22 protein-coding genes and 1 pseudogene are annotated in these 25,608 nt (G+C 73.1%); 3 read left to right on the top strand and 20 right to left on the bottom strand.

The window, feature by feature from the left end; all coding sequences use genetic code 11:
* Positions 1–5: 5 nt before the first annotated feature.
* Genes HNR08_RS18095 through HNR08_RS18080 form a run of 4 tightly spaced genes read right to left on the bottom strand, consistent with a single transcriptional unit; the run spans position 6 to position 2,848 of the window.
* Positions 6–893, bottom strand: a complete 888-nt coding sequence (locus HNR08_RS18095; RefSeq protein ID WP_146831641.1) for a LysR family transcriptional regulator ArgP — start codon at positions 891–893, stop codon at positions 6–8.
* Positions 894–924: 31 nt separating this feature from the next.
* Complete coding sequence (locus HNR08_RS18090; protein WP_146831638.1) at positions 925–1,596, bottom strand: ABC-2 transporter permease; 672 nt, start codon at positions 1,594–1,596, stop codon at positions 925–927.
* Complete coding sequence (locus HNR08_RS18085; RefSeq protein ID WP_210736795.1) at positions 1,593–2,462, bottom strand: ABC transporter ATP-binding protein; 870 nt, start codon at positions 2,460–2,462, stop codon at positions 1,593–1,595. Before HNR08_RS18085 ends, HNR08_RS18090 begins: the two co-directional genes overlap by 4 nt.
* Positions 2,459–2,848: a GntR family transcriptional regulator gene (locus tag HNR08_RS18080; protein ID WP_146831635.1), complete on the bottom strand. Its 390-nt coding sequence runs from the start codon at positions 2,846–2,848 to the stop codon at positions 2,459–2,461. Before HNR08_RS18080 ends, HNR08_RS18085 begins: the two co-directional genes overlap by 4 nt.
* 133 nt (positions 2,849–2,981) lie before the next feature.
* On the opposite strand from HNR08_RS18080, the gene HNR08_RS18075 reads away from it, so the two are divergent.
* Positions 2,982–3,620 (top strand): LysE/ArgO family amino acid transporter, encoded by a 639-nt coding sequence (locus HNR08_RS18075; RefSeq protein ID WP_146831632.1) that lies wholly within the window; start codon positions 2,982–2,984, stop codon positions 3,618–3,620.
* A 1-nt stretch (position 3,621) separates the two neighbouring features.
* Here the strand turns inward: HNR08_RS18075 and HNR08_RS18070 are convergent, their stop codons facing one another.
* The 4 genes and pseudogenes from HNR08_RS18070 to HNR08_RS18055 form a co-directional block, all read right to left on the bottom strand.
* Entirely contained in the window at positions 3,622–5,046 is a 1,425-nt protein-coding gene (locus tag HNR08_RS18070; protein WP_146831628.1) for an amino acid permease, read from the bottom strand.
* 67 nt (positions 5,047–5,113) lie between these two features.
* Positions 5,114–6,835: a BCCT family transporter gene (locus tag HNR08_RS18065; RefSeq protein WP_246802847.1), complete on the bottom strand. Its 1,722-nt coding sequence runs from the start codon at positions 6,833–6,835 to the stop codon at positions 5,114–5,116.
* A gap of 150 nt (positions 6,836–6,985) precedes the next feature.
* Entirely contained in the window at positions 6,986–8,365 is a 1,380-nt protein-coding gene (locus HNR08_RS18060) for a glycoside hydrolase family 68 protein (RefSeq protein ID WP_146831624.1), read from the bottom strand.
* 427 nt (positions 8,366–8,792) lie between these two features.
* A pseudogene (locus HNR08_RS18055) lies at positions 8,793–9,206 on the bottom strand (TrmH family RNA methyltransferase); the annotation flags it as partial.
* 27 nt (positions 9,207–9,233) lie between these two features.
* On the opposite strand from HNR08_RS18055, the gene HNR08_RS18050 reads away from it, so the two are divergent.
* Positions 9,234–10,646: a recombinase family protein gene (locus HNR08_RS18050; protein ID WP_146831621.1), complete on the top strand. Its 1,413-nt coding sequence runs from the start codon at positions 9,234–9,236 to the stop codon at positions 10,644–10,646.
* A gap of 291 nt (positions 10,647–10,937) precedes the next feature.
* Here the strand turns inward: HNR08_RS18050 and HNR08_RS18045 are convergent, their stop codons facing one another.
* The 9 genes from HNR08_RS18045 to HNR08_RS18005 form a co-directional block, all read right to left on the bottom strand.
* A complete protein-coding gene (locus HNR08_RS18045; protein ID WP_221286382.1) occupies positions 10,938–12,029 on the bottom strand; it encodes a competence protein CoiA family protein in 1,092 nt (363 codons plus the stop codon).
* A gap of 186 nt (positions 12,030–12,215) precedes the next feature.
* A complete protein-coding gene (locus HNR08_RS18040) occupies positions 12,216–13,013 on the bottom strand; it encodes an HNH endonuclease (RefSeq protein ID WP_146831613.1) in 798 nt (265 codons plus the stop codon).
* Between the two features lie 93 nt (positions 13,014–13,106).
* Positions 13,107–13,628 (bottom strand): single-stranded DNA-binding protein, encoded by a 522-nt coding sequence (locus tag HNR08_RS18035; RefSeq protein ID WP_146831612.1) that lies wholly within the window; start codon positions 13,626–13,628, stop codon positions 13,107–13,109.
* Positions 13,629–13,741: 113 nt separating this feature from the next.
* Positions 13,742–14,548 (bottom strand): prepilin peptidase, encoded by an 807-nt coding sequence (locus HNR08_RS18030; protein WP_246802845.1) that lies wholly within the window; start codon positions 14,546–14,548, stop codon positions 13,742–13,744.
* The gene (locus HNR08_RS18025; RefSeq protein WP_146831610.1) at positions 14,545–15,018 is read right to left on the bottom strand and encodes a hypothetical protein; all 474 of its coding nucleotides are present in this window, start codon (positions 15,016–15,018) and stop codon (positions 14,545–14,547) included. The genes HNR08_RS18030 and HNR08_RS18025 overlap by 4 nt, the downstream gene beginning before the upstream one ends.
* Before the next feature lie 115 nt (positions 15,019–15,133).
* A complete protein-coding gene (gene dnaE / locus HNR08_RS18020) occupies positions 15,134–19,927 on the bottom strand; it encodes a DNA polymerase III subunit alpha (protein WP_146831608.1) in 4,794 nt (1,597 codons plus the stop codon).
* Positions 19,928–19,957: 30 nt separating this feature from the next.
* Positions 19,958–20,446 carry a pentapeptide repeat-containing protein gene (locus HNR08_RS18015; RefSeq protein WP_183835197.1) on the bottom strand — a complete coding sequence of 163 codons (489 nt, stop codon included), beginning with the start codon at positions 20,444–20,446 and terminating at the stop codon, positions 19,958–19,960.
* A gap of 29 nt (positions 20,447–20,475) precedes the next feature.
* A complete protein-coding gene (locus HNR08_RS18010) occupies positions 20,476–21,054 on the bottom strand; it encodes a hypothetical protein (protein WP_146839783.1) in 579 nt (192 codons plus the stop codon).
* The gene (locus HNR08_RS18005; RefSeq protein ID WP_146839781.1) at positions 21,051–21,872 is read right to left on the bottom strand and encodes a hypothetical protein; all 822 of its coding nucleotides are present in this window, start codon (positions 21,870–21,872) and stop codon (positions 21,051–21,053) included. Before HNR08_RS18005 ends, HNR08_RS18010 begins: the two co-directional genes overlap by 4 nt.
* A 91-nt stretch (positions 21,873–21,963) precedes the next feature.
* On the opposite strand from HNR08_RS18005, the gene HNR08_RS18000 reads away from it, so the two are divergent.
* Entirely contained in the window at positions 21,964–23,346 is a 1,383-nt protein-coding gene (locus HNR08_RS18000) for a hypothetical protein (protein ID WP_146839779.1), read from the top strand.
* 55 nt (positions 23,347–23,401) lie between these two features.
* Here the strand turns inward: HNR08_RS18000 and HNR08_RS17995 are convergent, their stop codons facing one another.
* The 3 genes from HNR08_RS17995 to HNR08_RS17985 are packed head-to-tail and all read right to left on the bottom strand — an operon-like array spanning position 23,402 to position 25,602.
* Positions 23,402–23,707, bottom strand: a complete 306-nt coding sequence (locus HNR08_RS17995) for a glutaredoxin family protein (RefSeq protein ID WP_146839777.1) — start codon at positions 23,705–23,707, stop codon at positions 23,402–23,404.
* 54 nt (positions 23,708–23,761) lie between these two features.
* Positions 23,762–24,700 carry a hypothetical protein gene (locus tag HNR08_RS17990; RefSeq protein WP_146839775.1) on the bottom strand — a complete coding sequence of 313 codons (939 nt, stop codon included), beginning with the start codon at positions 24,698–24,700 and terminating at the stop codon, positions 23,762–23,764.
* Between the two features lie 32 nt (positions 24,701–24,732).
* Entirely contained in the window at positions 24,733–25,602 is an 870-nt protein-coding gene (locus tag HNR08_RS17985) for a Mom family adenine methylcarbamoylation protein (protein ID WP_146839773.1), read from the bottom strand.
* Positions 25,603–25,608 lie beyond the last annotated feature (6 nt).

Raw genomic sequence — 25,608 nt, 5'->3', positions numbered from 1 at the left:
CCGGCTCAGCGCAGGTACGCCGCCGCGGCGGCCCGCACGGCCGCGCCCGTCCGGTCGAGGGCCGCGGTCCGCACCGCCTGCTGCTGCCAGTACAGCGTCACGTCCACGTGCCGGCCGGGGTCGAGGTCGACCAGCACCCCGTCCCGCTCCCCCGCCGCCGCGTCCGGGTCGGGCAGCATCCCCCACCCCAGCCCGAGCCGGACGGCGAGCGCGAAGTCCGCGGACGCGGGCACGTGGTGCCGCGGCGGGCGGGCGGGGTCGACGCCGCGGTCGCGCAGGTAGCGGTCCTGCAGGTCGTCGTTGCGGTCGAACACCACGAGCGGCGCGGCCGCCAGCGCCTCCGGCGTGGGCCCGTCCGGCAGATGGGCGCCCGCGACGGCCGGCGCGACCATCGGGCGGTAGCGGAGCACGCCGAGCCGGTGGACGGTGCAGCCCTGGACCGGGCGGGACGCCGTCGTGATCGCCGCGACCACGGTGCCGTCCCGCAGCAGGTCGGCGGAGTGGTCCTGGTCCTCGCGGTGCAGGTCGAACAGGATGTCGCCCGCGAGCGGCGCCAGCGCGGGCAGCACCCAGGTGCCGAGCGAGTCGGAGTTCACGGCGACCGGCAGGACCGGCCGGCCGGCCGCGCCCGGCTCGCCGCCGACCGCCGCGCGGGCGTCGTCCGCGAGGCCGAGCACCTGGCGGGCGAGCCGCAGGTAGACGGCGCCCGCCTCGGTCACGCCCGCGGGACGCGTGCGGCGGACCAGCACCTGCCCGACGGCCGTCTCCAGCGCGCGGATCCGCTGGCTGACCGCGGACTGCGTCAGGTGCAGCGCGACCGCGGCGCCCTCGAACGAGCCCTCGTCCACCACGGCGAGCAGCGCGCGCAGCTGGGGCAGGTCGACGTCGGCCATCGGGCTCCCTGGGGCTCGGCTGCGGGGCTCGTCACGCTACCGCGCGCGCCGCCCGCCGCCGGTCGAGGCGCCACGAGACGACGGCCGACGCCGCGAGCAGCAGCACCCCGGCGACGACGGCCAGCGGGGCCAGGCGGTCGCTCCACCGGGCCAGCCAGAGGTCGAGGTCGGGCATGCCGTCGCCCAGCATGCTCACACCCATGCCGATCGCGCTGGACCCGAGCACCAGCGGGACGAAGGAGACCATCCGCCCGCGGGTGTAGCCGAGCGCGAAGTACACCGGCAGCTGCGTGCCGGCGAGCAGGGAGTACACGCCGAACCCGACTGCGGCGGCGGAGGCCAGGTCGCCCGCGGCGAGGCCGGCCGCCGGCTCCCCGATGCTCGACCCGAGGACGGCGAGCGCCGTGGTGAGCAGCGCGATCACGAGGTACAGCGCGACGGCGTAGAGGTACCGGCCCGCGACCAGGACCCCGCGGGACACCGGGAGCACCGCGCGCAGGGTGTCGAGGTCGTGCTTGTCGCCCACCGCGAACGGGTAGGACGCGGCGACCGAGCCGAAGACCGCCCCCGCGACCACCACGACCACGGGTTCGCTGGACACCACCGCGATGATCCCCGCCGCGCCCACGAGCGGCAGCAGCTGGCGCCAGTACGGGCTCACCGTCCGGGCGTCGAGCCGCACGGCGGCGCTCAGCGGGCTCACGCGGGCACCGCCGTCCGGGTGCGGCCGCCGAGGTGGACCACGATCTGGTCCAGCGTCGGCCGCTCCACGACCACGCCCCGCCCGAGCAGCGGCACGTCGTCGGCCGCGACCAGCGCCTCCACGACGACGTCGGTGCGCCGCGCGCCGAGCAGCGGGACCAGGCCGTCGGCGGGCAGCTCCTCCGGGCCGCCGCGCACGAGGCAGTACGCGTCCATCAGGTCCTCCTTGGTCCCCGTGCGCACGACGCGGCCGGCGTGCAGCAGCGTGAGGTGGTCGGCGATCCGCTCCAGGTCGGCGGTGATGTGCGTGGAGAACAGCACGCTGCGGTCCTCGGTGACGAGGTAGTCGCCGAGGATGCCGACCAGCTCGTCGCGCGCCACGGGATCCAGCCCGCTGGTCGGCTCGTCCAGCAGCAGCAGGCGGGCGCCGTGGGACAGCGCGACGGCGATCTGCAGCTTCATCGTCATGCCGCGGGACAGCGCCTTGACCCGGGAGGCCGGGTCGAGCTCGAAGTCCGCCAGCAGCGCGGCGTACCGGGCGGGGTCCCAGCGGTCGTAGAACGGGCGCAGCGCGCGCTCGACGTCCCGGAGCCGCCACTCCCCGACCAGGCTCGGCCGGTCCAGGACGACGCCGACGTCCTGGCGCAGCGCGTCGGGCGCGGGCAGGGTCCGGCCGAGCACCTCGACCCGCCCCGCGGCGGGCCGCAGCATGCCCAGGAGCGTGCGGATCGTCGTGGTCTTGCCGGCGCCGTTCGGCCCGACGAGCCCCATGACGTAGCCGGTCGGCAGGGCGAGGCTCACGTCCCGGAGCGCGAACGACCCCACGGGGACGGTGACGCCCTCGAGGAGCAGCGCGTGCCCGGTCACCGCCGGGCCCCGTCCGCCTCGGCCAGCACGACGTCGAGCATCTCGACCAGGCCGTCCCGGTCCACCCCGGCGAGCCGGGCGGCGTCGGCGGCGGCTCCCAGCGCGTCCTCGACCCGGCGGAGCAGCTGCTCGCGGACCAGCGCGGTGTCGACCGGCAGCACGTACGCACCCTTGCCGGGGACCGTGGTGATGAAGCCCTCGGCCTCGAGCTCGGCGTAGGCGCGGGTGGTCGTGATGACCGAGATCCGCAGGTCCCGGGCCAGCGCACGGACCGAGGGCAGCGCGTCCCCGTCGGCGAGCTCGCCCGCGAGCACGGCGACCTTGATCTGCTCGGCGACCTGCTCGTACAGCGGGGCGTCGGCGCTGTTGGACACGGCGATGCGCACGAGGCCACCTCCTCTACTGTTCATATGCAGTAAGCACAGTAGACCGTGAGGCGGGACGGCCAGGACGGGACCTTCGCCCCGAGGGGCCAGCATCAGCAGAACTGATCGAGCATCGCCGACAGTCGTTGGACTGATGGGAGCCCCCCGTCCTACCGTCGTCGCCGTGCCCCTCGCCGCCCTCCAGGGCCTCGCCTTCGGCCTGTCCCTCATCGTCGCCATCGGCGCGCAGAACGCGTTCGTCCTGCGCGTCGGCCTGCGCCGCACCCACGTGCTGCCCGTCGTCGCCGTCTGCGCGCTGTCCGACGCGCTGCTCATCGCCGCGGGAGTCGGCGGGCTCGGCACCCTGGTCGACCGCGCACCCGCGGTGCTCGCCGTCGCTCGGATCGGCGGCGCGGCGTTCCTGCTCGGCTACGCGGCCGTCGCCGCGCGGCGGGCCTGGCGGCCGACGGGCGCGCTCACCACCGAGGACGGCGAGGCGCCCGCGCGGCTGTGGCCGGTGCTCGCGACGTGCCTCGCGCTGACCTGGCTGAACCCACACGTGTACCTGGACACCGTCGTGCTGCTCGGCTCGGTCGCCGGCACGCACGGCGACCAGCGCTGGTGGTTCGGCGCCGGCGCGGTGGCCGGCAGCATCCTGTGGTTCGCGGGGCTCGGGTACGGCGCGCGGCTGCTGCGGCCGCTCTTCGCCCGCCCCGGCGCGTGGCGCGTGCTGGACGCGGTGATCGCCCTCGTGATGGCGGCTATCGCCGTGAGCCTGCTGCTGGGGCTCTGAGTCAGGCGGCTCGCGCGGCCCGGCGGCGACGCACCAGGACCGTGACCCCGTAGATCCCGACGACGACCGCCACCAGGGCGGCGGTCGACAGCAGCTGCCCCCGGGCGGAGCCGTCCGCGAGCATGAGCACCACCAGGCCGGCCAGCGCCGCCAGAGTCGCCCACGTCAGCCACGGGTAGCCCCACATCCGCAGCGGCATCGTCTCGCCCCGCTCGCGCGCCTGCGCCTCGAGGCGGGGCCGCAGCCGCAGCTGGGCGACCGCGACCAGCACCCACACCACCAGCAGGGCGGCGCCCACCGCGTTGAGCAGGATCCCGAGCAGCGTGTCCGGCAGCGCCCAGTTCAGGCCGACCGCCACGACGCCGAACGCCACCGACACCAGCACCGCGACCCACGGCACCCCGCGCCCGGACACCCGGCGGAGCACCGGCGGGCCGTCGCCGCGCCCGGCGAGCGAGTACGCCATGCGGGACGTCGCGTACACGTTCGCGTTGAACGCCGACAGCAGGGCGACGACGACGACGGCCTCCATCAGCCGCGCCGCGCCCGGCAGCCCGGCGACGTCCAGGACCGCCACGAACGGGCCCTCCTGCAGCACCGGCGCGTCCCACGGCAGGACCAGCACCATGATCGCGACCGAGCCGACGTAGAACAGCAGGATCCGCCACAGGATCGTCCGGACCGCCCGGCCCACCGCGCGCTGCGGCTCGTCCGCCTCGGCCGCCGCGATCGTCACGATCTCGATGCCCCCGAACGCGAACACCACCACGAGCAGCCCCGCCGCGATCCCGTCGAGCCCCTCCGGCGCGAACCCGCCGTGCCCGAGCAGGTTCGCCGTGCCGACCGGCTCGGTGCCCGGCAGCCAGCCGAGCACCAGCAGCACGCCGATCACGAGGAACACCACGATCGCCGCGACCTTGATCAGCGCGAACCAGAACTCGGCCTCGCCGAACCGCCGCACACCCGCGAGGTTCACCGCCGCGAACAGCGCGACGAACGCCAGCGCCACCGCCCACTGCGGCACGCCCGGCAGCCAGCCCGAGACGATCCGCGCGACGCCGGTGATCTCCGCGCCCAGCACCATGATCAGCGTGAACCAGTAGACCCAGCCGAGCGTGAAGCCCGCCCACCGGCCGAGCGCCGCCTCCGCGTACACCGAGAACGAGCCGCTGGCCGGGACGGCGGCGGCCATCTCCGCGAGCATCCGCATGACCAGCACGACCAGCAGGCCGGCGATCGCGTAGGACACCAGGACGGCGGGACCGGCGGTCGCGATGCCGACGCCGCTGCCGAGGAACAGGCCGGCGCCGATCGCCGAGCCCAGGCCCATCATCGTCAGGTGCCGGGGCCTCAGCCCGTGCCGGAGGTGGTCGTCCGCGGCGGCGGCGTCGAGCGTCGGGGCAGGGGGCGTCGAGGTGCGGGGCATGGTGCTTCCGGGTCGGGGGGTGCGCGTGCGGCCGGCGCCCACCGTAGCGGCTGGGGCGGGCGGCGGCTCAGTCGGTCCGGCGCCGCCGGACGCCGGGCCGCGGCGGCTGCGGCGGCCGCGACCCGCCCGGCTCCCGGCCGAGGCGCTCGTCGACGTGCCGGGCCACCGAGGCCTGGACCTGCGCCTCGACGCGCGCCCCCACGTGCGCGGCGAGCTGCGCGCGCACCTGGCGCTTCTCGGCGCGCAGGAACGCCGTGTGCTCCGCGTGCAGGGCCCGCGACGTCGACACGACCATGCCGATCATCACCACGCTGAACGGCAGCGCGATGAGGATGGCCGCCGTCTGCAGCGCCGTGAGCCCGCCGGCCAGCAGCAGCGCGATCGCCAGGACCCCGCCGAGCGCCGCCCACAGCACCCGCAGCGGGGTGCGCGGCTCGGGGTCGCCGCCCGCCGACAGCATCGACACGACGAGCGCCCCGGAGTCGGCCGACGTGATGAAGAACAGCGCCACCAGCACGATCGCCCCGACCGACAGCACCGCCCCGCCCGGCAGGCCGGCGAGCAGGTCGAACAGGGCGTTCTCCGGCACCACCTCGCCGCCGGGCCCGACCAGGCCGCCGCCGCCGAACAGCTCGGTGTGCAGCGCCGACCCGCCCAGCACCGAGAACCACAGGAAGCACACCAGGGTCGGCACCAGCAGCACCCCGCCGACGAACTCCCGCACGGTCCGCCCCCGCGAGATCCGGGCGATGAACACCCCGACGAACGGGGACCAGGAGATCCACCAGCCCCAGTAGAACGTGGTCCAGGACGCCTGCCACGCCTCCCCCTCGGCGCCGGCGTAGGCCGAGACGTTGAACATCATCGGCACGACGCTCGCCAGGTACACCCCGAGGGACTGCACGAACTCGCGCAGCAGGAACAGCGTCGGCCCGAGCGCCAGCACGGCGAGCAGGAGGACGCCGGCGAACACCACGTTGATGTTCGACAGCCACTTCAGCCCGCGGTCCAGCCCCGACACCACGGAGAACGTCGCCAACCCGGTCACGCCGACGATGACGACGACCTGCAGCACGGTCGAGGACCGGGCGATCCCCACGTGCTCCAGGCCGGCGGTGATCTGCAGCACCCCGAGGCCGAGCGACGTCGCGATGCCGAACACCGTCCCGACGACCGCGGTGATGTCGATCCCGTCCCCGAGCCGCCCGCGCACGCGCGCGCCGAGCAGCGGCTCGAGCGCCCAGCGGATCGACACCGGCCGGCCCTTGCGGTGCACGGTGTAGGCGAGGGCCAGGCCGACGACGACGTAGATGGCCCACGCGCTGACGCCCCAGTGCAGGTAGGTCTGCGACATCGCCGCCTGCGCGAGCTCCTCGGGCGTCCCGGTCACCGCGGGCTTCGGGTCCGCGTAGTGGCTGAGCGGCTCCGCGACGCCCCAGAACACCATGCCGATGCCCATGCCGGTCGCGAACAGCATCGCGAACCAGGTGGTCAGCCGGTACTGCGGCACGTCGTCGTCCTGCCCGAGCGTGATGTCGCCCCACCGCCCGAGCCCGACCCACAGGGCGAAGGCCACGAAGCCCGCCACCAGGAGCACGTAGTACCAGCCGAACGCGCTCACGACGTCGGTCTGGATCCGGCCGATCACCTCGCCCGCCGTCTCCGGGAACGCGATCGTCAGGCCGGCCACGAGGACGACCACCGCCACGGATCCCCAGAACACCGGGCGGGACGTGCCCCAGGGCCCGCGTCCGCCCACGGCGGGCCGGTCGGTCTCGGTCGTGGTCACGGGCACCTCGCAGGCTGTCGGTCGCTGGGCAGCCCGACCAGTATCCCGGCGCCGCCCGCGACCGCCAGCCCACCCCGTCCCGGGGTCCGCGGCGGACCGGCGTCACCGCCGTCGCGCCGCGAACCGGCCGGGTGTCGAGCGTCGCGCGCGTCAGGGCGCGGCGCGCAGCGCCGGGACGTACCCGTAGGGCAGCTCGTCGACCAGCCGCGACGTCGCCCCCTCGAGCTCGAGCTCGAGCGTGGGTGCCAGCGTGCCGCCGTAGCGGACCCCGCCGTCGGCGGTCGGGACCGTGTCGATGAAGCTCTCGACGAGCAGGTTCGGCATCACGTAGTCCGAGTAGTTCTGCAGCGGCGCCTCCTCGGGGTTGCCGAGCACCAGCGCGCTGCCGTTGAGCGGCCGGTAGTCGCTGCGCAGGCCGTCACCGACGAACCCGTAGAGCCCGTCCGGCCCGGTGAGCCCCGGCGCGAACGTGAAGGTGTGGCTGATCGTCCACAGGTAGTACCTCCCCTCGTGCACGACCAGGTGCGGCCGCTCGGTCTGCTGGTTGGTGCACTCCGCCGACAGCAGCGGCGGCAGCAGAGTCCAGTCGGTGTAGGTGGAGTCGCCCGGCGTGAGCTCCATCAAGCCGATGTTCCCGGTGTAGAACCGCGCGTCCTCCGGCACCACGTGCCCGGGTGGCACGCGCCCGATCTCCTTGCGGTCGCACCGGTGGGTGCCGGCGACACCGGCGTTGTTGCCCTCGAACAGCGCGTAGGTCCTGCCGTCCGTCGGGTCGCGGAACAGGAAGGGGTCACGGAAGGCGTAGATGATCGGCCCGGACTCGGACTGCTCCTGGGTCTGGTACAGGGAACCGTCGGCCTCGGCGACGATCTGGTGGTCCTCGAACCCGGTGAACCACACGCCCTGGTCGTCCGCGTGGATCTGGCCGGTCGTGTGCGCGAGCCGCTGCAGCGGGTCGTCCGGGTCGATCCCGCCGTCGTCGTGCCCGGACGCGGTGTAGAGCATCTGCAGCGTGCCGGTCGCGTCGTCGGTCAGCACGGTGGACCCCGCCCACTCGCGGGAGCCGAGGGACGCCCCGTCGGGGAACAGGTCGCCGCCGTACGTCCAGGTGCGGGCGTCGCGGGAGTAGAAGTACCCGATGCGGGCCTGCCAGTGCCGGTCGCCGAAGAAGATCGACCGCGGCGCGGTCAGCGAGAAGATGATGTTCCAGCCCTGGTACGCGACCGGCTGCATGTCCAGGTCGGTCAGCGGCCAGGTGTCCCAGATCCAGACGTCCTCCGTCATCAGCGGGAAGTCCTCGGGGATCAGGGGCTTCGTGTTCGTCTCGTCGGGCGCGATCTGCAGCGCCTGGGCGCGGGTCCAGTTCGCGGTGACCGGGGCTTCCGGGTCGAAGACCGCGTCGGCGTGCGCGCCGCCACCTCCCCCGGGCGGGTCGGGTGGGGTCTCGAGAGCGTGGGACGGCAGCGTGAGTGCGGCCGTGGTGACGAGTGCGGCGCCGCCGCCGAGGACGGCGCGGATCATGCGGTTCATGGGTGCCCCCTCAGGCAGGCGGGCCCACGGCGGGCGCGCCTGCAGGACGGACCGCGGAGGTCCGCCAGGCGAAGGACGAGTGGCCGGTCGTCACCGGCGGTGCGGCGCTGCGGCCGCGTGGGTGAGCCGTTTCCCGGCCCGGCACCGCGGTGTGCGCCCGGCCAGCGTCACCCCGTGCGGACGCCCCTGGCAAGAAGCGCGCGGCGATCTCCACAGACGCCTGAGGTTCAGCCCTGCTGCCCCAGGTTCGTCACCAGGTCGACCGCGACGGCGATGACCACCGTGTCCGCCGTGTCCGCGTGCGCCCCGCCGGCACGTCGCTGCGAAGCGTGGACACCTGGTACCCGGCGTCCACGTCGTCAGGAGACGTCCCTCCACCGCGCGCGCGTCCACCGGGTACCCGGTGTCCGCGTCGCCGGGAGACGCCTCAGTCCCGCACGCGCGTCGCCCAGAACGCCACGGCCGCCGCGGCCGCCACGTTCAGCGAGTCCACCCCGCCCGCCATGGGGATCCGCACCGTCACGTCGGCCGCCGCGATCGTCGCCGGCTTCAGCCCGTCCCCCTCGGCCCCGAGCACCAGCGCCAGCCGCTCCGGCGGGTCGGCCTCCAGGGCGTCCAGGGAGACCGAGTCGTCCGACAGCGCCAGCGCCGCGGTGACGAACCCGGCGTCCCGGAGCAGGGCGATGCCGTCCGGCCACGGGTCGATCCGCGTCCACGGCACCTGGAACACCGTGCCCATCGACACCCGCACGGACCGCCGGTACAGCGGGTCGGCGCACCGCGGGGTCACCAGGACGGCGTCCACGCCGATCGCCGCCGCGGACCGGAACGCCGCGCCGACCTTCTTCGTTCAAAGTATGCTACTTCCATGCTCCCGGAGAGCCCGCGTCGGGCCGTGATCTACACGCGGATCAGTCGGGACCACACCGGCGAGGGAGCCGGCGTGAAGCGCCAGGAGCAGATGTGTCGGCAGCTCGCTCGAAGCCGGGGCTGGACGGTCGTCGCCGTGGAGTCAGACAACTCCATCTCGGCCTTCTCGGGCAAGGAGCGCCCCGCCTTCGAGCGCGTCCTCGCGATGGCCACTGGCGGCGAGATCGACGTCATCCTGGCCTACGCGGTCGACCGCATCACGCGCTCGCTGGACGACTGGGTGCGAATCGACTCCCTCAGCCGCGAGCACGGCGTGGCGCTCGTGACAGCGATCGGCGACGCCGACTTGTCGAACCCGAATGGGCGCACTCTTGCCGGGATGATGGCGCTGATGGCTCGGCAGGAGTCCGAGCGGAAGTCGGACCGCCAGCGCGCCGCCAACGCGCAGCGCGCCAGCGAGGGTCGGCCTTGGCCGTCGGGCGTCAGGGCGTTCGGCTACACGCTCGACCGGTCAGCCATCGTCCCGGAAGAGGCCGCGGCGATCCAGGACGGGGCGCGCAAGGTCCTCGCTGGAGTTCCGCTCGTCCAGATCGCTCGCGAGTGGGTGGACGCCGGGCTGTCGAGCGCGCGCCGTGGCAAGCGCGGCTGGACGTCGAACGGCGTCCGGTCCGTCATGCTCAACCCCCTGTACATCCGAACCCGGGTCTACGACGGGCAGACGTTCACCAACGGGGACTGGCCGGCGATCCTGGACGAGGCCACCCACCTCGCACTGGTCAGCCTCCTGACCGATCCCCTGCGCACGAAGGGCAACATCAAGGGCGGTCGCACCGCCCAGAACCTCCTGTCGGGGGTCGCGACGTGCGCCGTTTGCGGCATGCCCGTGCGCGCAAGCAGTGACACCAGGACCGGGGAGCTGCGCTACCGGTGTTCGAGTCCGAGCGTGCACATCTGGGTGCCCAGGGCCTCCGTCGATGCGTGGGTCGAAGGCTGGATGATCGCCTTTCTCGCGCGCCCGACGAACATCGTCCAGATCACCGAGGGCGACGACCGCGAGAAGGTCACCGCGGTGGAGGACGAGGCGCACGCGACGCGCATCCGTCTCGGTGTCGTCGATCAGCGGTTCGCCGATGGCGAGATCGACTGGACGACCTACCGTCGCCTCGCCACCAAGCTCGAGGCGCGGATGGACGCCCTTGAGCAGAAGCTGGCGTCCTCCGCGAAGAACGCAGTAGCCCGCCTGTTCGTCTCGGCCCGCACCGTCGCCGCGGTGCGAGAACGCTGGGAGGGACTGCCGATCGCGAGTCGCCGACTGCTGATCGCGCAGTTCGCGGAAGTCGTCATCGACCGCGCGAATCGCGGGCCAGGCGAGTACGACCCGAGCAAGCGGGTCACCATCACGCGGCGCTAGGAGCGCTCAGCTTGCCCGGCGCGGCGTGCGCGCGGGGGCAGACGACTGGCCCATCAACGTCACTGCGAGATGAGCATCGGCAGGATCCATCGGCCGCGGCTCCGCGGCATCGAACTCCTTCTGCCAGAACGCGGCGGACTCACCGACCGGGTCGGTCCGGTCCTGAGGCTCTGCTGCCGGGGTCGGGTGCTGGTCTTCCACGGCCTGTAGATGTGCGGCACCCACAGCAGGACTGGCCCACTGGTCGCCTCTCAGCCACCGAGCCGGGTCTCGCGCCCGGGTTCACCAGGCTCAGCACAGGACGTGGCGGCCGGCGGCGGCGAGGATGGGGTCGAGCTCGTTCCCGCAGACCCGGCATCGCGCGCCGGGCGCGCTGGGCGGCGCGGGGACCACAGAACGTACCTGCCGAGCCACCGCGCGCCGGCCACTGGCACGCGCTGCCCGCGCCGCCGACGTGATGGCCACCCGGTCTGCGGCTGCGGCGTCCTGCACACGACGGGCCTCCACCTCGATCGCCGACATGGTGGGCGTCACCAGCCCGCGGCTGACGTCGAGGGCGCACGCACGCAGCTCGCTGAGCGCGAGGTCGAAGCTGGCGTCCCGGTTCGGTGAGACGGCGCGCGGATCGCCCACCCTGCGACCTCGCGAGATGAACCAGCGCCGGTCCTCTGCCCGCACCGTCTCGAGATCCTCGCCGCGGTCCCACAGCGTCCCGACCAGGCCGAGCACCGGGTTGATGAACAGCACCGGCCCGCGCTCGGCAGCACAGGCCGTGATCGCCGTCAGGCGGAACGCCGGCGGCTCCCCCTCGCCTCGCGCGCGCCCGGCGCGCCGCTCGGGCTTGAGGTAGCGCTCAGGGGTGTGGCCGAACAGCCACACTGGGACGATGCCGGCAGCCCTGTAGGCATCGTCCTTCGCTCGCCACGCGGCGACCGGGAAGGACTTGTACTCGACCTCGAAGGCGACGCGACTGCCGTCCGGCCACGTCGCCAGGACGTCAGGTCGCCTGCGGACGTCCGAGGACCACTCCTCCTCGTTGACCGCTACCTCCACCCCACCGGCGGCCGCGGCTGCGCGCGCCCACTGTGCGACCAGATGCTTGGCCTGGAAGTGGTGCAACGACTCGGGCCCGCCCGGGTGCGCGTGCGGGCGCCGGTGCCAGAAGTGGTCGCGCTTCGAGCCGCCGCGGGTCGACAGCGGCACCGGCGAGTCGCAGCCCGGGATAGGGCACTCGTAGTGCTCGACGGCCACGGCGCGCACGGAGTCGGCCTGCCCACGCGGGAGGAACACGAGGGCCGCGTCCCGGCGGTCGCGCGCCACGACTTGAGCCGACTCCCCCGCGGCGAATGCGGCGATCTGCGCCGGCGAGTGCCGGGCAGTCACGCGCCGCACCGCTCGGGCGGCACCTCGGTGTCGTCGACCGGGGCGCGCTGGCGGAAGTGCATCTCGATCGGCTCCACGCGCTCCTCCGCCGGTCACCTTGGTGCTGCCGACCCTAGGGGCCGTGACGACCCCGGAGGCGCCGATCTGGCGGTACGTCCATCGGATGGCTCATCAGGTGCGGGATCGTCACCACAGCGGTGGCGCCGGCGGGCGTGTCCCCGGGGCCGGCCCGCCGGTGTCTCGGTGCCCAGCCGACGGCCCGGGCCGGGTCGCGCCCGGCTGCGAGGCGGAAGGAGCCGAGCCCCAGGGCGCCGTATCGTCGCTCGGGTCCTCAGCGACCTCGTCCCACCCGGGAACGACCACCGGGGTCGCAGGCGGAACGCGGACCGGAGGCGACGCCATGGCAGGCACGCCGGGTCCGCGGCGTGGTGTCGCGGCGGTCGCGGCACCGACGCGACCCTCGTCGCGTCGCGTGGTGGCCAGGTCGTACATCTCCCCCACCCGGACATCGACGCCCTTCGGGAAGTAGCGCCGCCTACGCCGCTCCAGGGAGCGGATCTTCGAGCGCGCGAGCACCTTCGCCCCCTTCGAGGTGTTGTGGTGCGCGCAGGCTGCGACCCCGTTGCGCAGCGAGGTCGCGCCGCCCTTGGCGTGCGGGTGCAGGTGATCGGCGTGCTCGGATGCCGACCGGCAGCGCTGCCAGCCCCACCCGGTGTACTCGCATTGGCCGCCGGCGCGCTCGTGGATCACGCGTCGCTGCTCGGGTGAGTACATGCGCTGCGGGTCGACCGCGCCCGACCACCTGCCCACTGCGGCGCCACGGAGCCGCTGGGTCAGCGCGCCGAGCACGATCAGGATCGCCACCGCGACCATCCACTGCCGCAGCTCTGCGATCCCGGCGACCGGGCCCTGCAGGCCGCCTCCAGCCGCGACCACCCCGACCAGCGCCAGGGCGAGCCCGACGAACACACTCACGTAGCGCATGCCACCTCCTCCCCACCAGAACATGCGCCGAGAACGGAGCAGGCCCCCACCCGCGACGGGGTGGGGGCCTGCTCCGTGAGGTGAGCCGGAGGCTCAGAACTCCTCGGTCGGCGCCTGCGCGGGGGCGGCGGCCTGCGCGGGAGCGGCGGCCTGCGCGGGGGCGGCGGCCTGCGCGGGGGCGGCCTGCGCCGGCACCGCGCCGTCCTGCGCGGGCGCCGCAGGGGCCTGACCGTTGCCGCCGTTGCCGTTGCTGGCCTTGCGGGTCACCTTCGCCGACGCGTACCGCAGCGAGGGGCCGACCTCGTCGACCTCGAGCTCGTACACGGTCCGCTTCTCGCCCTCGCGGGTCTCGTACGTCCGCTGGATCAGGCGACCCTGGACGATCACGCGGGTGCCCTTGGTGAGCGACTCGGCAGCGTTCTCGGCCGCCTCCCGCCAGATCGAGCAGCGCAGGAACAGCGTGTCGCCGTCCTTCCACTCGTTGCTCTGGCGGTCGTACGTGCGCGGCGTGGACGCCACGGTGAAGTTCGCGACCGCCGCCCCTGCGGGCGTGAACCGCAGCTCCGGGTCCGCGGTCAGGTTCCCGATCACCGTGATGACGGTGTCACCAGCCATGTACTTCCTCCTGCTGTACGTCCGGTTCGTATCCGGCTCTACCTGTGCGACCTGATCGGCGGTCAACCGGCGGGACTTGTCCCGCACGTCTCGTATGTGCGGCAGGGCACCGCTCAGGCGAGCCCGAAGACGGTCAGGTACCAGTGCGCGACCGGGTCGCCCACGAGCAGACCGACGAAGGCGCCGGCGACCATGTACGGGCCGAACGGCACCTCTGTGCCGCGGTGCAACCGGCCACGCAACGCCAGCACGAGTGCACCCAGCCCGCCCAGCAGGAAGGCGCAGAACGCGCCGACGGCGAGCACAGGCCAGCTCGCGAACGCCATCACCGCTCCCAGCGGGGCCGCGAGCTTCACGTCGCCGAACCCCATGCCAGCGGGGTAGATCACGGCGACCAGGAAGTAGAGCGCGAACAGCGCACAGCCCCCGAGCCCGGCGCGCGCGAGCGACCCCAGGTCCCCCGCGACGATCGCCCCGGCCACCATCGTGACCACCAGCACCGCGGACCACGGCAGCAGGACGCGGTCCGGAAGGGTCCTGGTGTCGATGTCGATCAGCGAGAGTGCGAGCCCGCCGACCGTCAGCACCATGGCCGTGCACGCCACCGGCCAGCCGAACGACGGCGGGGCGACGACACCGATCAGGACGAACGCCGCGGCGCCAACGAGCTCGACGATCAGGTGCCGAACACCGATCCGCGCCCCGCAGTCGCGGCACCGGCCGCGCAGTGCCAGCCACGACACCACCGGCACGTTGTGCTGCGGGCGGAGGCGGTGTCCGCACGAGTCGCATGCCGACGAGCCGGTCACGCTCGAGCGGCCCTGCGGGACGCGAACCGCGACCAGGCCCGCGTAGGACGCCATGATCGCTCCCGCACCGGCCAGGTACGTCAGCAGCAACCAGGTGGGAGTCGAGGTCACCGCATCTCCGGAACGGGGAACACGACGCCGTCGAGGACCGCCGAGACGGCCGCCCGCGAGGCGTAGATCTCGGCCATCGCGCCGCTCACAGAGGGGTTGTCCGGGTCGAGCCAGATGTCGTCGGCGACGAGCAGCCGCTGCGTCGGCAGGCCGACCGTCACGGCCAGCAGACCGGTCAGGACGGTCATCTGGGGGACGTCGTGGTCGAAGGCCACCAGGGCGACACGCTCGGCGCCCGCTTCGGCGACGGCCCTACGCAGGTGCGCGACGGTCTCGGCGGCCGGTCGGTCCGGCACCGACGTCGACAGGTCGACGACGGCGAGCGGGTGGTCGTCGGCGACGTCCTCCGCGCCGGTGAAGCTGACGGCGACCATGGACCCGTCCGGTCGGCCGCCGCAGCGAAGGATGATGTGCGCGATGAGGTCTCGCGCACCCTCGCGGGCGGCGGTGATCTCGGTGCTACCGGTCATGTGGTGCTCCAGCAGGGTCGTTTCGGCAGGCTGCGCGAGTCGCGCGCTCTGAGGGGTCTATGTGCGGCGTCGTGACGCCGGCGTGAGCACCCCGGCTGCGTCGGTCCTCGAGTGCTCACGCCGCCTGCACCCAGCCGTCCGTGCTGTTGGCGCGAGCGAGGTCGCGCGCGTTCTCCAGGGCGTGGACCGTGACCTTGCCGACGGTCACGATGACGGCATCCGGGCCGCGCCCGAACAGCCACACCCCGCCGGCCACGTCCGTGCCGGTCCACGGGCAGTCGTACAGCGCCCGCCCGAGGGTCGCCACAACCGCCTCGGGCAGCCGTGGCGCGTACACCTCCAGGGGCCCGGCCGACGGTAGCGACAGCACCGCGACGGGAGCCTCCTCGATCCGCTCCGGGGCGATCGCGAGCTCGTCGGTCTCCAGGGCGAAGCGGTTGACGACCGGGTCCTCGACCGGGACAAGCCACATGTCGCGGAAGGTCAGCTCGCGCCGCGAGACGATCTCGACCTCGCCCGCCTCGTCCTCAACCTCGATCTCGCGGACGCGGACCGTGCCGGAGATGGCCACCACCTGACCGACTGCGGGCTCGAAAGCCACCCGCTGACGGTCGTCGTCCCACATCACCCCGTCGATGGCGCCGCGGGTGCCCTCGAGGGTGATCTTGGCCATGCGGCCCTTGGAGTAGGCCTTCTCGGAGTACCCGGCGAGAACGCCGAGCAGGAGCACCTGCTCGCGCTCGGCGGCGGCGTGGACCGTCGAGACCGGGCGTGCGTACCTCCCGTTCGGGGTGGTGTACGAGCGCAGCTGCGCTCCGAGCTGGGACAGCGGATGCTGCCCGGTGATGACGCCGATCGCGATGCGCTGACGTCCCGATCGCTCCAGGAGCCCCCAGTCCACGTCCGGCACTGCGAGGTCGGGGTGCTCGCGGATCGCCCGGGAGATCATCATCTGGCCGCGGCGCGGCCCGAACGAGTCCAGCGCGCCGGCTGCGACGAGCGACTCCACGACGTTGACCGGCAGGATCGCACCGACCTCCGCGGTCGCCTGGTCCACCTCGGCCTCGTCCTCCTGCTCCTGCTCCTGGTCCGCCTCGGTGTCTGCGGCGGCCTTCGGGGCAGCGTGCACCCGCAGGAGCAGGTCGGCCAGGCCGGTGAAGGGGCCGTTCGCCTCCCGCTCAGCGACGATCACGGCCGCGTTGGCGCCCACGCCCCGGACCTCCGAGAGCCCCAACCGGACCGCAGAGGCGCCCTCGGGCTGGGTGGCAGCGCCGGAGACGTTGATGTCCGGAGCCAGCAGCTCGATGCCCTCCTGCTGGATGGACAGGATCGCCTTCGCGCGCTTGTCGGCGCTCTCGGTGGCGGCCAGGATCGCGGCGGCGAACTCGGCAGGCCAGTTCGCCTTGAGCCAGGCGGTCCAGTACGCCAGCAGACCGTAGGCGGTGGTGTGGCTGTTGTGCGAGACGATGCCGTTGGCGATGAAGTTGTGGCCCTCGTCGTCCATCTCGAGGTCGTAGGTGTCGGTGACGCCGTCGGCCTCGATGCTCACGATCGCCGAGGTGCCGGTCGCGTAGCCCTTCTCCCACTTCCGGCGGCGGCCGTTGACCTCGTAGTCGTGCTCCTTGTGGTGGCTGACGCACAGCCACGCGAGGTTCCCCGGCGCGTTGTGGGTCCGATCGCCGTCGAGGTGCGCGCGCTCGAGGCGGACGCCGCTCACGCCGCATGCAGCGCACGCGGAGCCCTGCCGGGTGGCCTCGGTCCACTCGGCCAGGGCGACGTGGCCGCCGTCGACGTAGCCGACGTTCTCCGATCCGGGTGCGTACAGGCGACCGGGGGCCCCCTGACGTTCGCCGGTGGTCAGCCGGTAGGAGCCGTCCCACTGCTGGGCCTCGTAGCCCTCGCTGGTCATCAGCTCGTCGCCGAGTGACAGGTGTTCGACGCGCACCCAGCCGCCCTGCACGAGGAAGCGGTGGTTGCCGGTCGCCCGGATGGTCCGGCCGTCAGCGAGGGTGATCCGGTAGACCTCGCGGCGACCGTTGAAGTGGACGTCCTTGACCCGCTTGGGGCGGATCCGCCCGTCGGCGAAGTCGTAGGACAGGACGTGGAACCCGCGACCGTTGAACATCGCTCGCCACTGCCTGCACGGGTCGCACAGGACCGTCTTGATCCGGGACGGACGCTGCAGACACGCGGGGCAGATCCCGTCAGCGCGCCGATCCGAGGCGTGCAGGCGCCGGTACAGCGCCGCCACCTCGTGATCGGTGTGCCGACCGGTCGTGACGACGGTCTCGCCCGCCAAGCACTTGTTGAACTGGTACTCGCCGGCGGACTTGATCGCGTCCCACAGGTTCTGGGCGCTGGAGGGCCGGAAGGCGACCTTGGGCTCCCCGGTCTCGTTCGAGACGCCCTTGGAGGCGTTCTCCATCCACAGCTCGCCGACGGCGGCGATCTCGTCCTTCTTCTTCTTGGAGATGGCCTTGCGCAGCCGGTTCCTGGTGTTCGGGCCGAAGCCGGCCACCACGTCGCCCAGACGCATCGACTGCTCCTGGAACACGGGCACGCCCAGCGACTCGTCGAGCACCGCCGCGATGGCGGCCTGCTCGTCCCGGTCGTCGGTGAAGATCCCGTAGTCCAGGGGCTCGGTCCCCCGCTTGCGAGCAGCCCAGTGCTTGTCCATGCCTTGGCCGAGGGGCCCGGGCCGGTAGAGGGCGACGATGGTCGACAGGTCGTCCAGGCACGTCGGTCCGGAGTCCATGGCGAGCTTGGTCATGCCCTCGGACTCCATCTGGAACACCCCCGCGGTGCGCCCGGCGCGCAGCAGTGCCCACGCGGCCTGAGCGCGCTCGTCGCCGCAGTCGGGGTCGATGTCGGCCGGTTCGACGTCCTCACCGGTGGTGGCCTTGATGGAGTCGACGGTGAACTGGACGACGTCGAGGTTGCGCAGCCCGAGCACGTCCAGCTTGAGCAGCCCGTAGTCGTCGCAGTCGACCCCGTCCCACTCGGTGATCATCGGGGCGTTGAGCGCGGCCCCCTTGCCGCGCGCGCTGCGCCGCAGCGGGACCAGGTCGAACATCGGCTCGTCGGCGATGAGGACCCCGGAGGCGTGGATGCCCGGGGTCTTGATGACGTCCTCGAAGGCGGATGCGAGCTCGAGGATCGCGGTGGCGTCCTCGCCCGACTTGGCGACCAGCGCGCGGAAGTCGCGCCCCGGCAGGAACGCATCGTCGGTCAGCGAGGCGATCGAGGCCGGCTTGCCGCCCTCGATGGGGACCAGCTTGGAGAGCTTGTCGCCCAGCGCCTGCTTCTCCAGCACGCGGGCGGCGTCGTTGATCGCGGCCTTGGTGCGCGCCATCCCGAAGGTGCCGATCTGGGCGACGCGGTCCGAGCCCCACATCGCCACGAGGTAGGCGATGACCTCGGGGCGTCGCCCCTGCTCGAAGTCGACGTCGACGTCGGGCATGCCGACGCGCAGCAGGTCCAGGAACCGCTCGAACAGCAGCCCGTTCTTGATCGGGTGCGGCAGCACGATGCCCAGCGCGTAGGAGCAGTACGAGCCGGCGGCGGACCCGCGGCCCGGGCCGACGCGGATGGGCTTCTTCTGGCCCTCGCGGCCCTTCGGGTAGGCCTTGGTGGGCAGCCCGCGGGTGGAGCGGCACCACTCGATGACGTCGCGGACGATGAGGAAGTAGTCCGCCAGGCCCATCGTGACGATGACGTTGTACTCCCAGGCGATCCGCTTGTTCACCTCCGCCGAGAGCCGTTCGTCCGGGGCGAGACCCTCCCGCTCGCGGGCGCCCTTGGAGACCAGGAACCGGAAGTAGGCGTTGGACATCGCGCGCGTGTCGTCGTGGTCGACGTTCTGCGGACGGAACTCGGGGTTGAGCTGGGCCACCGGGTACACGGGCAGGCGCAGGCGCGTCTCCCCGAAGATGTCGGGGTGCACCCGGTCGGCGATCTCGACGGTGGCGTCGCAGGCCGCCTGCCACCACGCTTCGCCGCCGAACAGGGCGCGCATCTCGGCCTCGGTGCGCAGGTGGTGCCCGTGCCCGTGGAACTTGAAGCGCTTCTCGCTGGACAGGACCTTCTTGGTGCCCACGGCGAGCCACGCCTCGTGTGCCTTGCTGTGGCGCTCGTGGGTGTAGTGGGAGTCGTTGGTCGCGACCATGCGCAGCCCGAACTCGCCGGCGATCGCCCGGAGGTCCTCGGTGATCAGGTGCTGGTCCGGGATGCCGTGGTCCATCACCTCGACGAAGACGTTCTCGTCGCCGAAGATGCGGACCAGGTTCGTCAGGTACGAGCGGGCAGCGGCACGGTGCTCGCCGGCGTGGGTGGGGTCCTTGTGCGCGCGCACGAGGGCTCCGGCCACGCCTCCGCCGAGGCAGCCGGTCAGGACGATGATGCCCTCGCGGTACTTCTCGAGGAGGTCGAAGTCCATGAGCGGCTGCGGCTTGGCGAGCCCGCCGCCGCCGGGCGAGTACGTCGCCTGGGCGCTGTTGTGCAGGCGCACCAGGTTCCGCCACCCCTCGGGGGTGTAGGCCAACAGCGTGAGGTGCTCGTAGATCTTCTTCTTCTTGCGGGTCTCCCCGAGCGCGCCCTTGGTGCCCTTCTCGTCGTCGATCGCGTCCCCGGACTCGTCGTCGGCGTCGACGAGGATCGTCTCGGGCTTGAACCGGGAGCCGATCGCCATGTAGACCTCGCACCCCGGGATCGCCTTGATCCCGGCGGCCTTGCAGAACTTGCGGAGCTTCCACGCGCCGGCCAGCGTCCCGTGGTCGGTGTCCGCGAACGCCGGGTTGCCGTCCGCGGCCGCAGCCTTGACGAGATCGGACATGCGGCCCATGCCGTCCAGAGGGCTGTACTCGGTGTGCGTGTGCAGGTGCACGAACCCGCGCGTGGTGCTCTCGGCCATGTCAGGGGTATGTGCGGCAGGGCCGGGGCGTCAGGCCGCGGGCGGGTCGAACAGCGGCGCCGGCGGGGTGAGCCCCGCAGGCCAGACGGTGTGGCGGTCCCAGTCGATCCAGTCCAGAACCGTGGTCTCATCGATCCGAGCACCCATGAGGTTCGCGCCCCGCAGGGTGGCCGCGGTGAGGTCGGCGCCCCGCAGGTCCATGAGTGCCATCTCCGCACCGGTGAGGTCGGCCGCGGTGAGGCGCGAGCCGCTGGCGGAGGCACCGAACAGGTCGGCTCTCGTGAGCTCGGCACCCGAGAGGTTGAGTCCGGACAGGTCGGCGTACTGCAGCCGGACGCAGGCGAGCGACTGCCGGCGATGCGCTCGCAACCGTACCCAGGCGCGGACCTGCTCGTTGGTCGTGGCGACCGGGTAGTTCGTGGCGTCGACGGCGCCGCGGCGGTCCTGTGGGTCGGCGAGCACGGACTGGGCGTACGCGGGGCCGACGACGGTCAGATGCGGGACGGCGGTGGTGGTCATGGCGGTCCTTGCGTGCGGAGGGGCGGCGGTCAGGCGGCTGCGGCGGCGGCCAGTGGGACGAGGCCTGGCGGCAAGGTGAGCTTGTCCATCGCGCGCAGATGGGTCTGGGGCAGGGACCCCTCGATCGGGCGCCCGAGCAGGCGCGCGCCCATCGCCCCGAGGACCAGCGCGTCCGCTTCGTTGTTGTCGGCGATCTCCACGCCCCAGTAGCGCCGCGTGACCGCGATGATGACGGCGTCCTTGCCCGAGTTGCCCTTGCCGGTGGCGTACGTGGGGCGCGAGCTCGGGGAGATCTGGATGACGGGCACGCCCGCGCTGACGAGACCGTCGACCACCAACCACCAGAGGCCGGACCGGTCGTGGCTACCGGCGCCGGCGGCCTGGCTGTAGGCCGGTGCCTCGATGGCCGCGAGGGTCGCGCCCGTGCAGCGCGCCAGGACGCGATCTGCGAGGTCTCGCAGCCGGGCTCGCCGGGCCGTGATCGTGTCGGCGCGCGTGCCCTTGGACTTCTCGAGCACGGTGCGCACGCTGAGGTCGTGCGCGATCAGGGCAACTCCGGTCGACGTCAGGGACAGGTCGAGCCCGACGACGAACGGGGTCGCGCTCACAGCAGCACCCCGTCGGTCACCGGTGCGGGGTCGGCGAGAGTGACGTTGCAGTAGTAGGTGACGTTCCAGTAGTCGGTCTCGCTGCTGGTGTCGTCGTGGGAGTAGGCGGACGCGATGGCCTTGACCCGGTCCCGGACCTGGTGCGCGTAGGCGCTGTAGCGGCGCTGCCAGGAGGGGTCCAGGGGCGAGCGGCGCTGGAACTGGTCGTCCTCGCTGAGGCCCTCCACCCGAAGGTCGAGGGCCTGCCCGCCCGCGTACTTCGAGGACCGCACCGAGATTGTCACGTCGGGCGGGATGAAGCCGGCACGCTGCGCCGCACGCAGGTCGGCGCGCACGTCCTTCGCGATCGCCGTCACGTCGCGGTACCCGGTGTAGTTGCTGCCGGTCGACTTGCGGTACGTCACCGGGCCTGAGGTCTGCTCATCCTTGGTGAAGGTGGGCGGGGTGTAGCCGCCTTCTCGCCAGGCGCGCTCCCGCTCGGCGATGACGTCCAGCCGTCGCCCGAGGCTCTCCGCCTCGTGGGCCTTGCCGTCGGCCAGGGCTTGCAGCATGGGGTGGTAGAAGTCGTCGGCGACCAGGCTCGTGTCGAGGTGCGGCACGGACGCCAGGACTTCCCGCTCCAGCCGCGTGTACTCCTCGATCGCACCGCCCTGCCAGAGGTGCCAGAGCTCGCGCGCCTGCTCGACCAGTGTGGTGCCGTGCCCGTGGTGCACGGCCTCGAGGTCGAGCGCCACCTCCGCCCGAGCCTTCGTCACGAACTGCCCGCCGGTGGACACGCCGGCACCCTGGCGCGGGTGCACGCCTTCGAAGCTGGTCATGCTCGGTAGATGTGCGGCGGGCTCGGACGCCGCAGATTCGGCGCATGTTGAGGGGTGCACAGGGATACGACGTCACGAGGAGCCGCCACCGATGTCCCAGTTCGAGCGCTACGAGTTCCTGATGAACCCGGGAGAGCTGCTCCTGACCGCCCCCGGGGTCTACGACACCTACGAGGTACTTGAGGGGCGTCGGGCGGCCTTCTTGTCTGCGACCGGCCTCATGCCTGACGAGGTCGTCTTCAGTCCGTTGATGGCGATGCCCATCCCCCTGTGCGGCTACCTCGGCGACGCCCCCGCACCGGGCCAGTACGACACCCGGCGAGCCTTCCCCCGCGTGTCGGCCGAGGCGCTGCGCAACCCGCTGTTCTGGCTCCCGCAGAGCCTGTACGAGCGGCAGGTGCGACCCGAGCCGAACGGCGACCCCGACGACCTGTGGGCCGCCGGTGAACCGGCCGAGCTGGACCCCAGCGTGCCGCCCCAGTTCGAGCGCGACATCGAGTCGGGGCACATGGTCGAGACGGACGCTGCGTGGGCGGTGCGCGTCGCGGTCACGCTGACGGAGGCGGGCATGTACGAGGCGGTGACCCAGACCGACGCCGGGGTCGCCGCTACGTGGCTGGACGTGCTCGCCACGGTCGGCATGGACCCCGCCGATGTGGGCGACGCGGAGCGCATCGCAGCATGGCAGGCCGGCGCGTTCGACCCGGACCTCGACGGCATCGACCTCGCACCTCACATCGACCTCGGGCCCGAGGGGTGGGCGCTCGACCACGTGCGTCTGATCTGGCCGCTGATCTGGCGGGTCTCCTGGGGTCGGCTCGCGGCCTCGCTCGAGGACCAGTGGTCGTGGCTGTCGCTCCTGGGCGATCTCGTCGCCGGCAGCGGGGTCGACCACGAGGACCCCGACCAGGCGGAGCAGCTCACGGTGCTGGCGGCGGAGACGGTGGGTGACATGGTCGACACCACCCCGTCCGACGAAGCCCTCGGTTCGCTGATCGTCACCATGGCCAAGGTGCTCGGTGGAGAGCAGATCGACTCCTCGGAGGGCCAGCTGATGGCTTGGCACCTGGGTCCGACGTGGGGCGAACAGCTGCCGATGGCCCTCGCGGTACTCGCCTCGAAGGAGACACGGCGGCTGCTGCGGCACGTGCTCGAGGCGCTCGGCCCGGGGTACCCGGCCGTCGAAGCGGACTTCGAGGCGACGCTCACCGACCCCGGGGAGGCTCCGGACCCTGCCGTCGCGCTCATCCTCGAGCAGATGCGGCGGGTGCTCTCGGGGCAGTCCGACGCCCAAGTGAGCGAGCTCGCGCAGGTGCTGGCGCCGGACGCCGATCCTCAGGTGCTGTACCGGTACACGGGGCAGGTGCTCTGCGGCCCGTTCTCGGACGGTCGCGCTCTGGTCACCGCTGCCCGCCTGGCCTACGCAGACGACGTCCGCGAGTACGACGAGCAGATCGTGCCGCTGGCGTCGTGACCCAGCGGAGGGCCCCGGGATCGCAGGTGTATCCCGGGGCCCGCTGCTGGGCGTGCTAGCTGCGCGCAGGCTCCGCGCTCTCGCTGCGGCAGCTGGCGATGAACAGGGCGAGGTTCTTGGGCTGGTAGCCGCCCCAGGCGGCGGCGACCCGTCCGTCGGGCGCGGTGACGACGACGACGGGCGCCTCCAGGAACCCGAACGACAGCGCGTACTCCCGGGCGCCGATGTCCTCCGCGAGGTCGATGCCCTCGTACTGGATCCCCGCGGCGTCGAGGTCCCGGTAGGTCGCAGCGGAGTGGACGCAGCGGGGGCGGCTGTACACGGTCAGCGTGCTGGTCGTGTTGCTGGCGGAGTTGCTCATCTGCGGGTGCTGCCCCTCGTCGGTCTGCGGTTGCCCCCTAGATGTGCGGGCGGCTCAGGGCGCCGGTCGCCCCAGCTCGTCGGCGAGGGCTGCGGCGGCCCGTCGCTCGTGCTCGGGCCCGGCGACTCCCGCCTCGTGGTTGTGCCGCGCGACGGTGGCCAGCCGAGCGGCCGCTCGCGAGATCCCGCCCCCGCCCGCGCGCACGATGCGCACCGTTCCCGCGGTGTCGAGATCTGCCAGTGCGCGCTGTGCGGCGGCCCGCGCCCTGTGCGATGAGAGGGGGCGCCCGGTCAGCGCGTCCCGCGCGAGCGACACGGCGGCGCGGCTGGAGCACACCACCTCGAGCCGGCCCTCGTGACGGCGGTGCGCCCGGACGGCCAGGACGATCGCTCGAACCAGCGCAGCGGTCTGGTCGCTGGCATCGACCACGCGGGTCTCGTACAGGCCGTCGGCACGCGCCCAGGCGACCCCGGCGTCGCGGTGGTGGGCGCGAACGGAGGCACCGACGGCGACCTCGACGGTGGCCTCCCGGCCGGGGGCGATGACGTCTCGGTGCAGCTGCTCCACGAGCTGGCGTGCGGCGCCCACGGTCGCGTTCGCCTCAGTGACCTCGGATGCCGGCAGGACCAGCACGCCGTCGAGCGGGGGCCCCTCGCGCAGACGCTGGCGCAGGGTCGGGTTCAGCACGGCGAGCTCGGCCAGCCGCAAGCTGGTGCCTGAGGCCAGCCGGGCGAGCCAGGGCTCGATCTGCGCGAGGATCGTCGGCAGGGCCGCGGCGAACGCAGAGGCGTGGGGATCGCCTCCTCCGGTCTCGGCGACGTCGATCTGCCCGGTCATCGGCTCCGGGTCGGTGTCCGCGACGCAAGCCCACACCACGACCCGCTTGGACATGCTGCGCAGCGCGAGCGCGGCGCGCGGCGGCGCGGGCACCGGGGTGGGCGGGCGCGCGTGCGCGCGCCGGCCCATGGCCAGGGGCGTGACGAGAGCGCTCATGGTTGCCCTATGTGCGGCAGCCGCAGCTCGGGTCAGGCGGCCTGGTCGATGGTCTTGACGTAGGGGCGGCCCGGCAGCGCGATCCGGGTGCGGCGGCGGGCGGTGCGGGAGGTGGTGAACGCGTACCGCAGGCAGCCGCCGTGCCGGACGCGGGCGGCGCCCACCTCGTGCAGGGCGGCGGCCAGCCAGTCGGCGGGGTCCTGCCCGGCGCGCGGCACGGTGGCGCCGAGGGCGATCAGCCGCCGCTCGACGTAGCCGTGGCCCTGCTCGCGGGCGCGGACCTTCTGCTGGGCGCGGGCGGTCAGGGTGGTGCCGTCGGGCAGCACGGTCAGGGTGCGGGCGGTGCCGCGCCCGGTGTAGCGGGCGTTGGAGGCCTGGTAGATGGTGCCGATGTGGCCCGGGAACAGGGTGGTGCCGCCGACGCGGCGCGGCACCGGGTCGGCGAAGGAGACGACGCCGTCGACGCCGCGGGCCGCCAGGTGCTCGAAGCAGCGGGCCAGGAACCAGGACTCGGAGTTGGCCGGGGCGCGCACGGCGCCGCCGCGAGGGCCCTCGAGCACGAACCGGGACAGCTCCAGCGACTGCGTGTACGGCGCGAGGTCGGGGAACACGGCGGTGAGGACCTTGGCCTGGGCGGGGATGCCGAACACGGCGACGCCGACCAGCGCGGGGCCGTCGGGCTCGTGCAGGTACAGCCCGTAGCGGGCAGCGGCGGCCGGGTAGGTGCCGGAGTAGTGATGGGTGGTCACGTACGCCTTGGCGGCGGCTTCGGGCAGCGGCTCGACGGCGTAGCGGGCCGGGTCGAATCCACCGTCGCGGGTGCGCACGAACGAGTGCGACCCGCCGCTCCACCGCTGGCAGGCGGTGCCGGACGGGTCGACCTCGGGCAGGGCTGCGACCATGTGGCG

The sequence above is a fragment of the Cellulomonas hominis genome, from assembly GCF_014201095.1.
GTDB lineage: Bacteria > Actinomycetota > Actinomycetes > Actinomycetales > Cellulomonadaceae > Cellulomonas > Cellulomonas hominis.
The sequence above is the reverse complement of the archived record's forward strand: the minus strand, read 5'-3'. Positions and strand labels throughout refer to the sequence as shown.

Excerpts from the sequence above, each read along its gene's own strand:
- HNR08_RS18095 (WP_146831641.1), bottom strand. The coding sequence starts at position 893 with ATGGCCGACGTCGACCTGCCCCAGCTGCGCGCGCTGCTCGCCGTGGTG.
- HNR08_RS18075 (WP_146831632.1), top strand. The coding sequence starts at position 2,982 with ATGGGAGCCCCCCGTCCTACCGTCGTCGCCGTGCCCCTCGCCGCCCTC.
- HNR08_RS18070 (WP_146831628.1), bottom strand. The coding sequence starts at position 5,046 with ATGCCCCGCACCTCGACGCCCCCTGCCCCGACGCTCGACGCCGCCGCC.
- HNR08_RS18060 (WP_146831624.1), bottom strand. The coding sequence starts at position 8,365 with ATGAACCGCATGATCCGCGCCGTCCTCGGCGGCGGCGCCGCACTCGTC.
- HNR08_RS18050 (WP_146831621.1), top strand. The coding sequence starts at position 9,234 with ATGCTCCCGGAGAGCCCGCGTCGGGCCGTGATCTACACGCGGATCAGT.
- HNR08_RS18040 (WP_146831613.1), bottom strand. The coding sequence starts at position 13,013 with ATGCGCTACGTGAGTGTGTTCGTCGGGCTCGCCCTGGCGCTGGTCGGG.
- HNR08_RS18035 (WP_146831612.1), bottom strand. The coding sequence starts at position 13,628 with ATGGCTGGTGACACCGTCATCACGGTGATCGGGAACCTGACCGCGGAC.
- HNR08_RS18025 (WP_146831610.1), bottom strand. The coding sequence starts at position 15,018 with ATGACCGGTAGCACCGAGATCACCGCCGCCCGCGAGGGTGCGCGAGAC.
- dnaE (WP_146831608.1), bottom strand. The coding sequence starts at position 19,927 with ATGGCCGAGAGCACCACGCGCGGGTTCGTGCACCTGCACACGCACACC.
- HNR08_RS18015 (WP_183835197.1), bottom strand. The coding sequence starts at position 20,446 with ATGACCACCACCGCCGTCCCGCATCTGACCGTCGTCGGCCCCGCGTAC.
- HNR08_RS18005 (WP_146839781.1), bottom strand. The coding sequence starts at position 21,872 with ATGACCAGCTTCGAAGGCGTGCACCCGCGCCAGGGTGCCGGCGTGTCC.
- HNR08_RS18000 (WP_146839779.1), top strand. The coding sequence starts at position 21,964 with ATGTCCCAGTTCGAGCGCTACGAGTTCCTGATGAACCCGGGAGAGCTG.
- HNR08_RS17995 (WP_146839777.1), bottom strand. The coding sequence starts at position 23,707 with ATGAGCAACTCCGCCAGCAACACGACCAGCACGCTGACCGTGTACAGC.
- HNR08_RS17990 (WP_146839775.1), bottom strand. The coding sequence starts at position 24,700 with ATGAGCGCTCTCGTCACGCCCCTGGCCATGGGCCGGCGCGCGCACGCG.
- HNR08_RS17985 (WP_146839773.1), bottom strand. The coding sequence starts at position 25,602 with ATGGTCGCAGCCCTGCCCGAGGTCGACCCGTCCGGCACCGCCTGCCAG.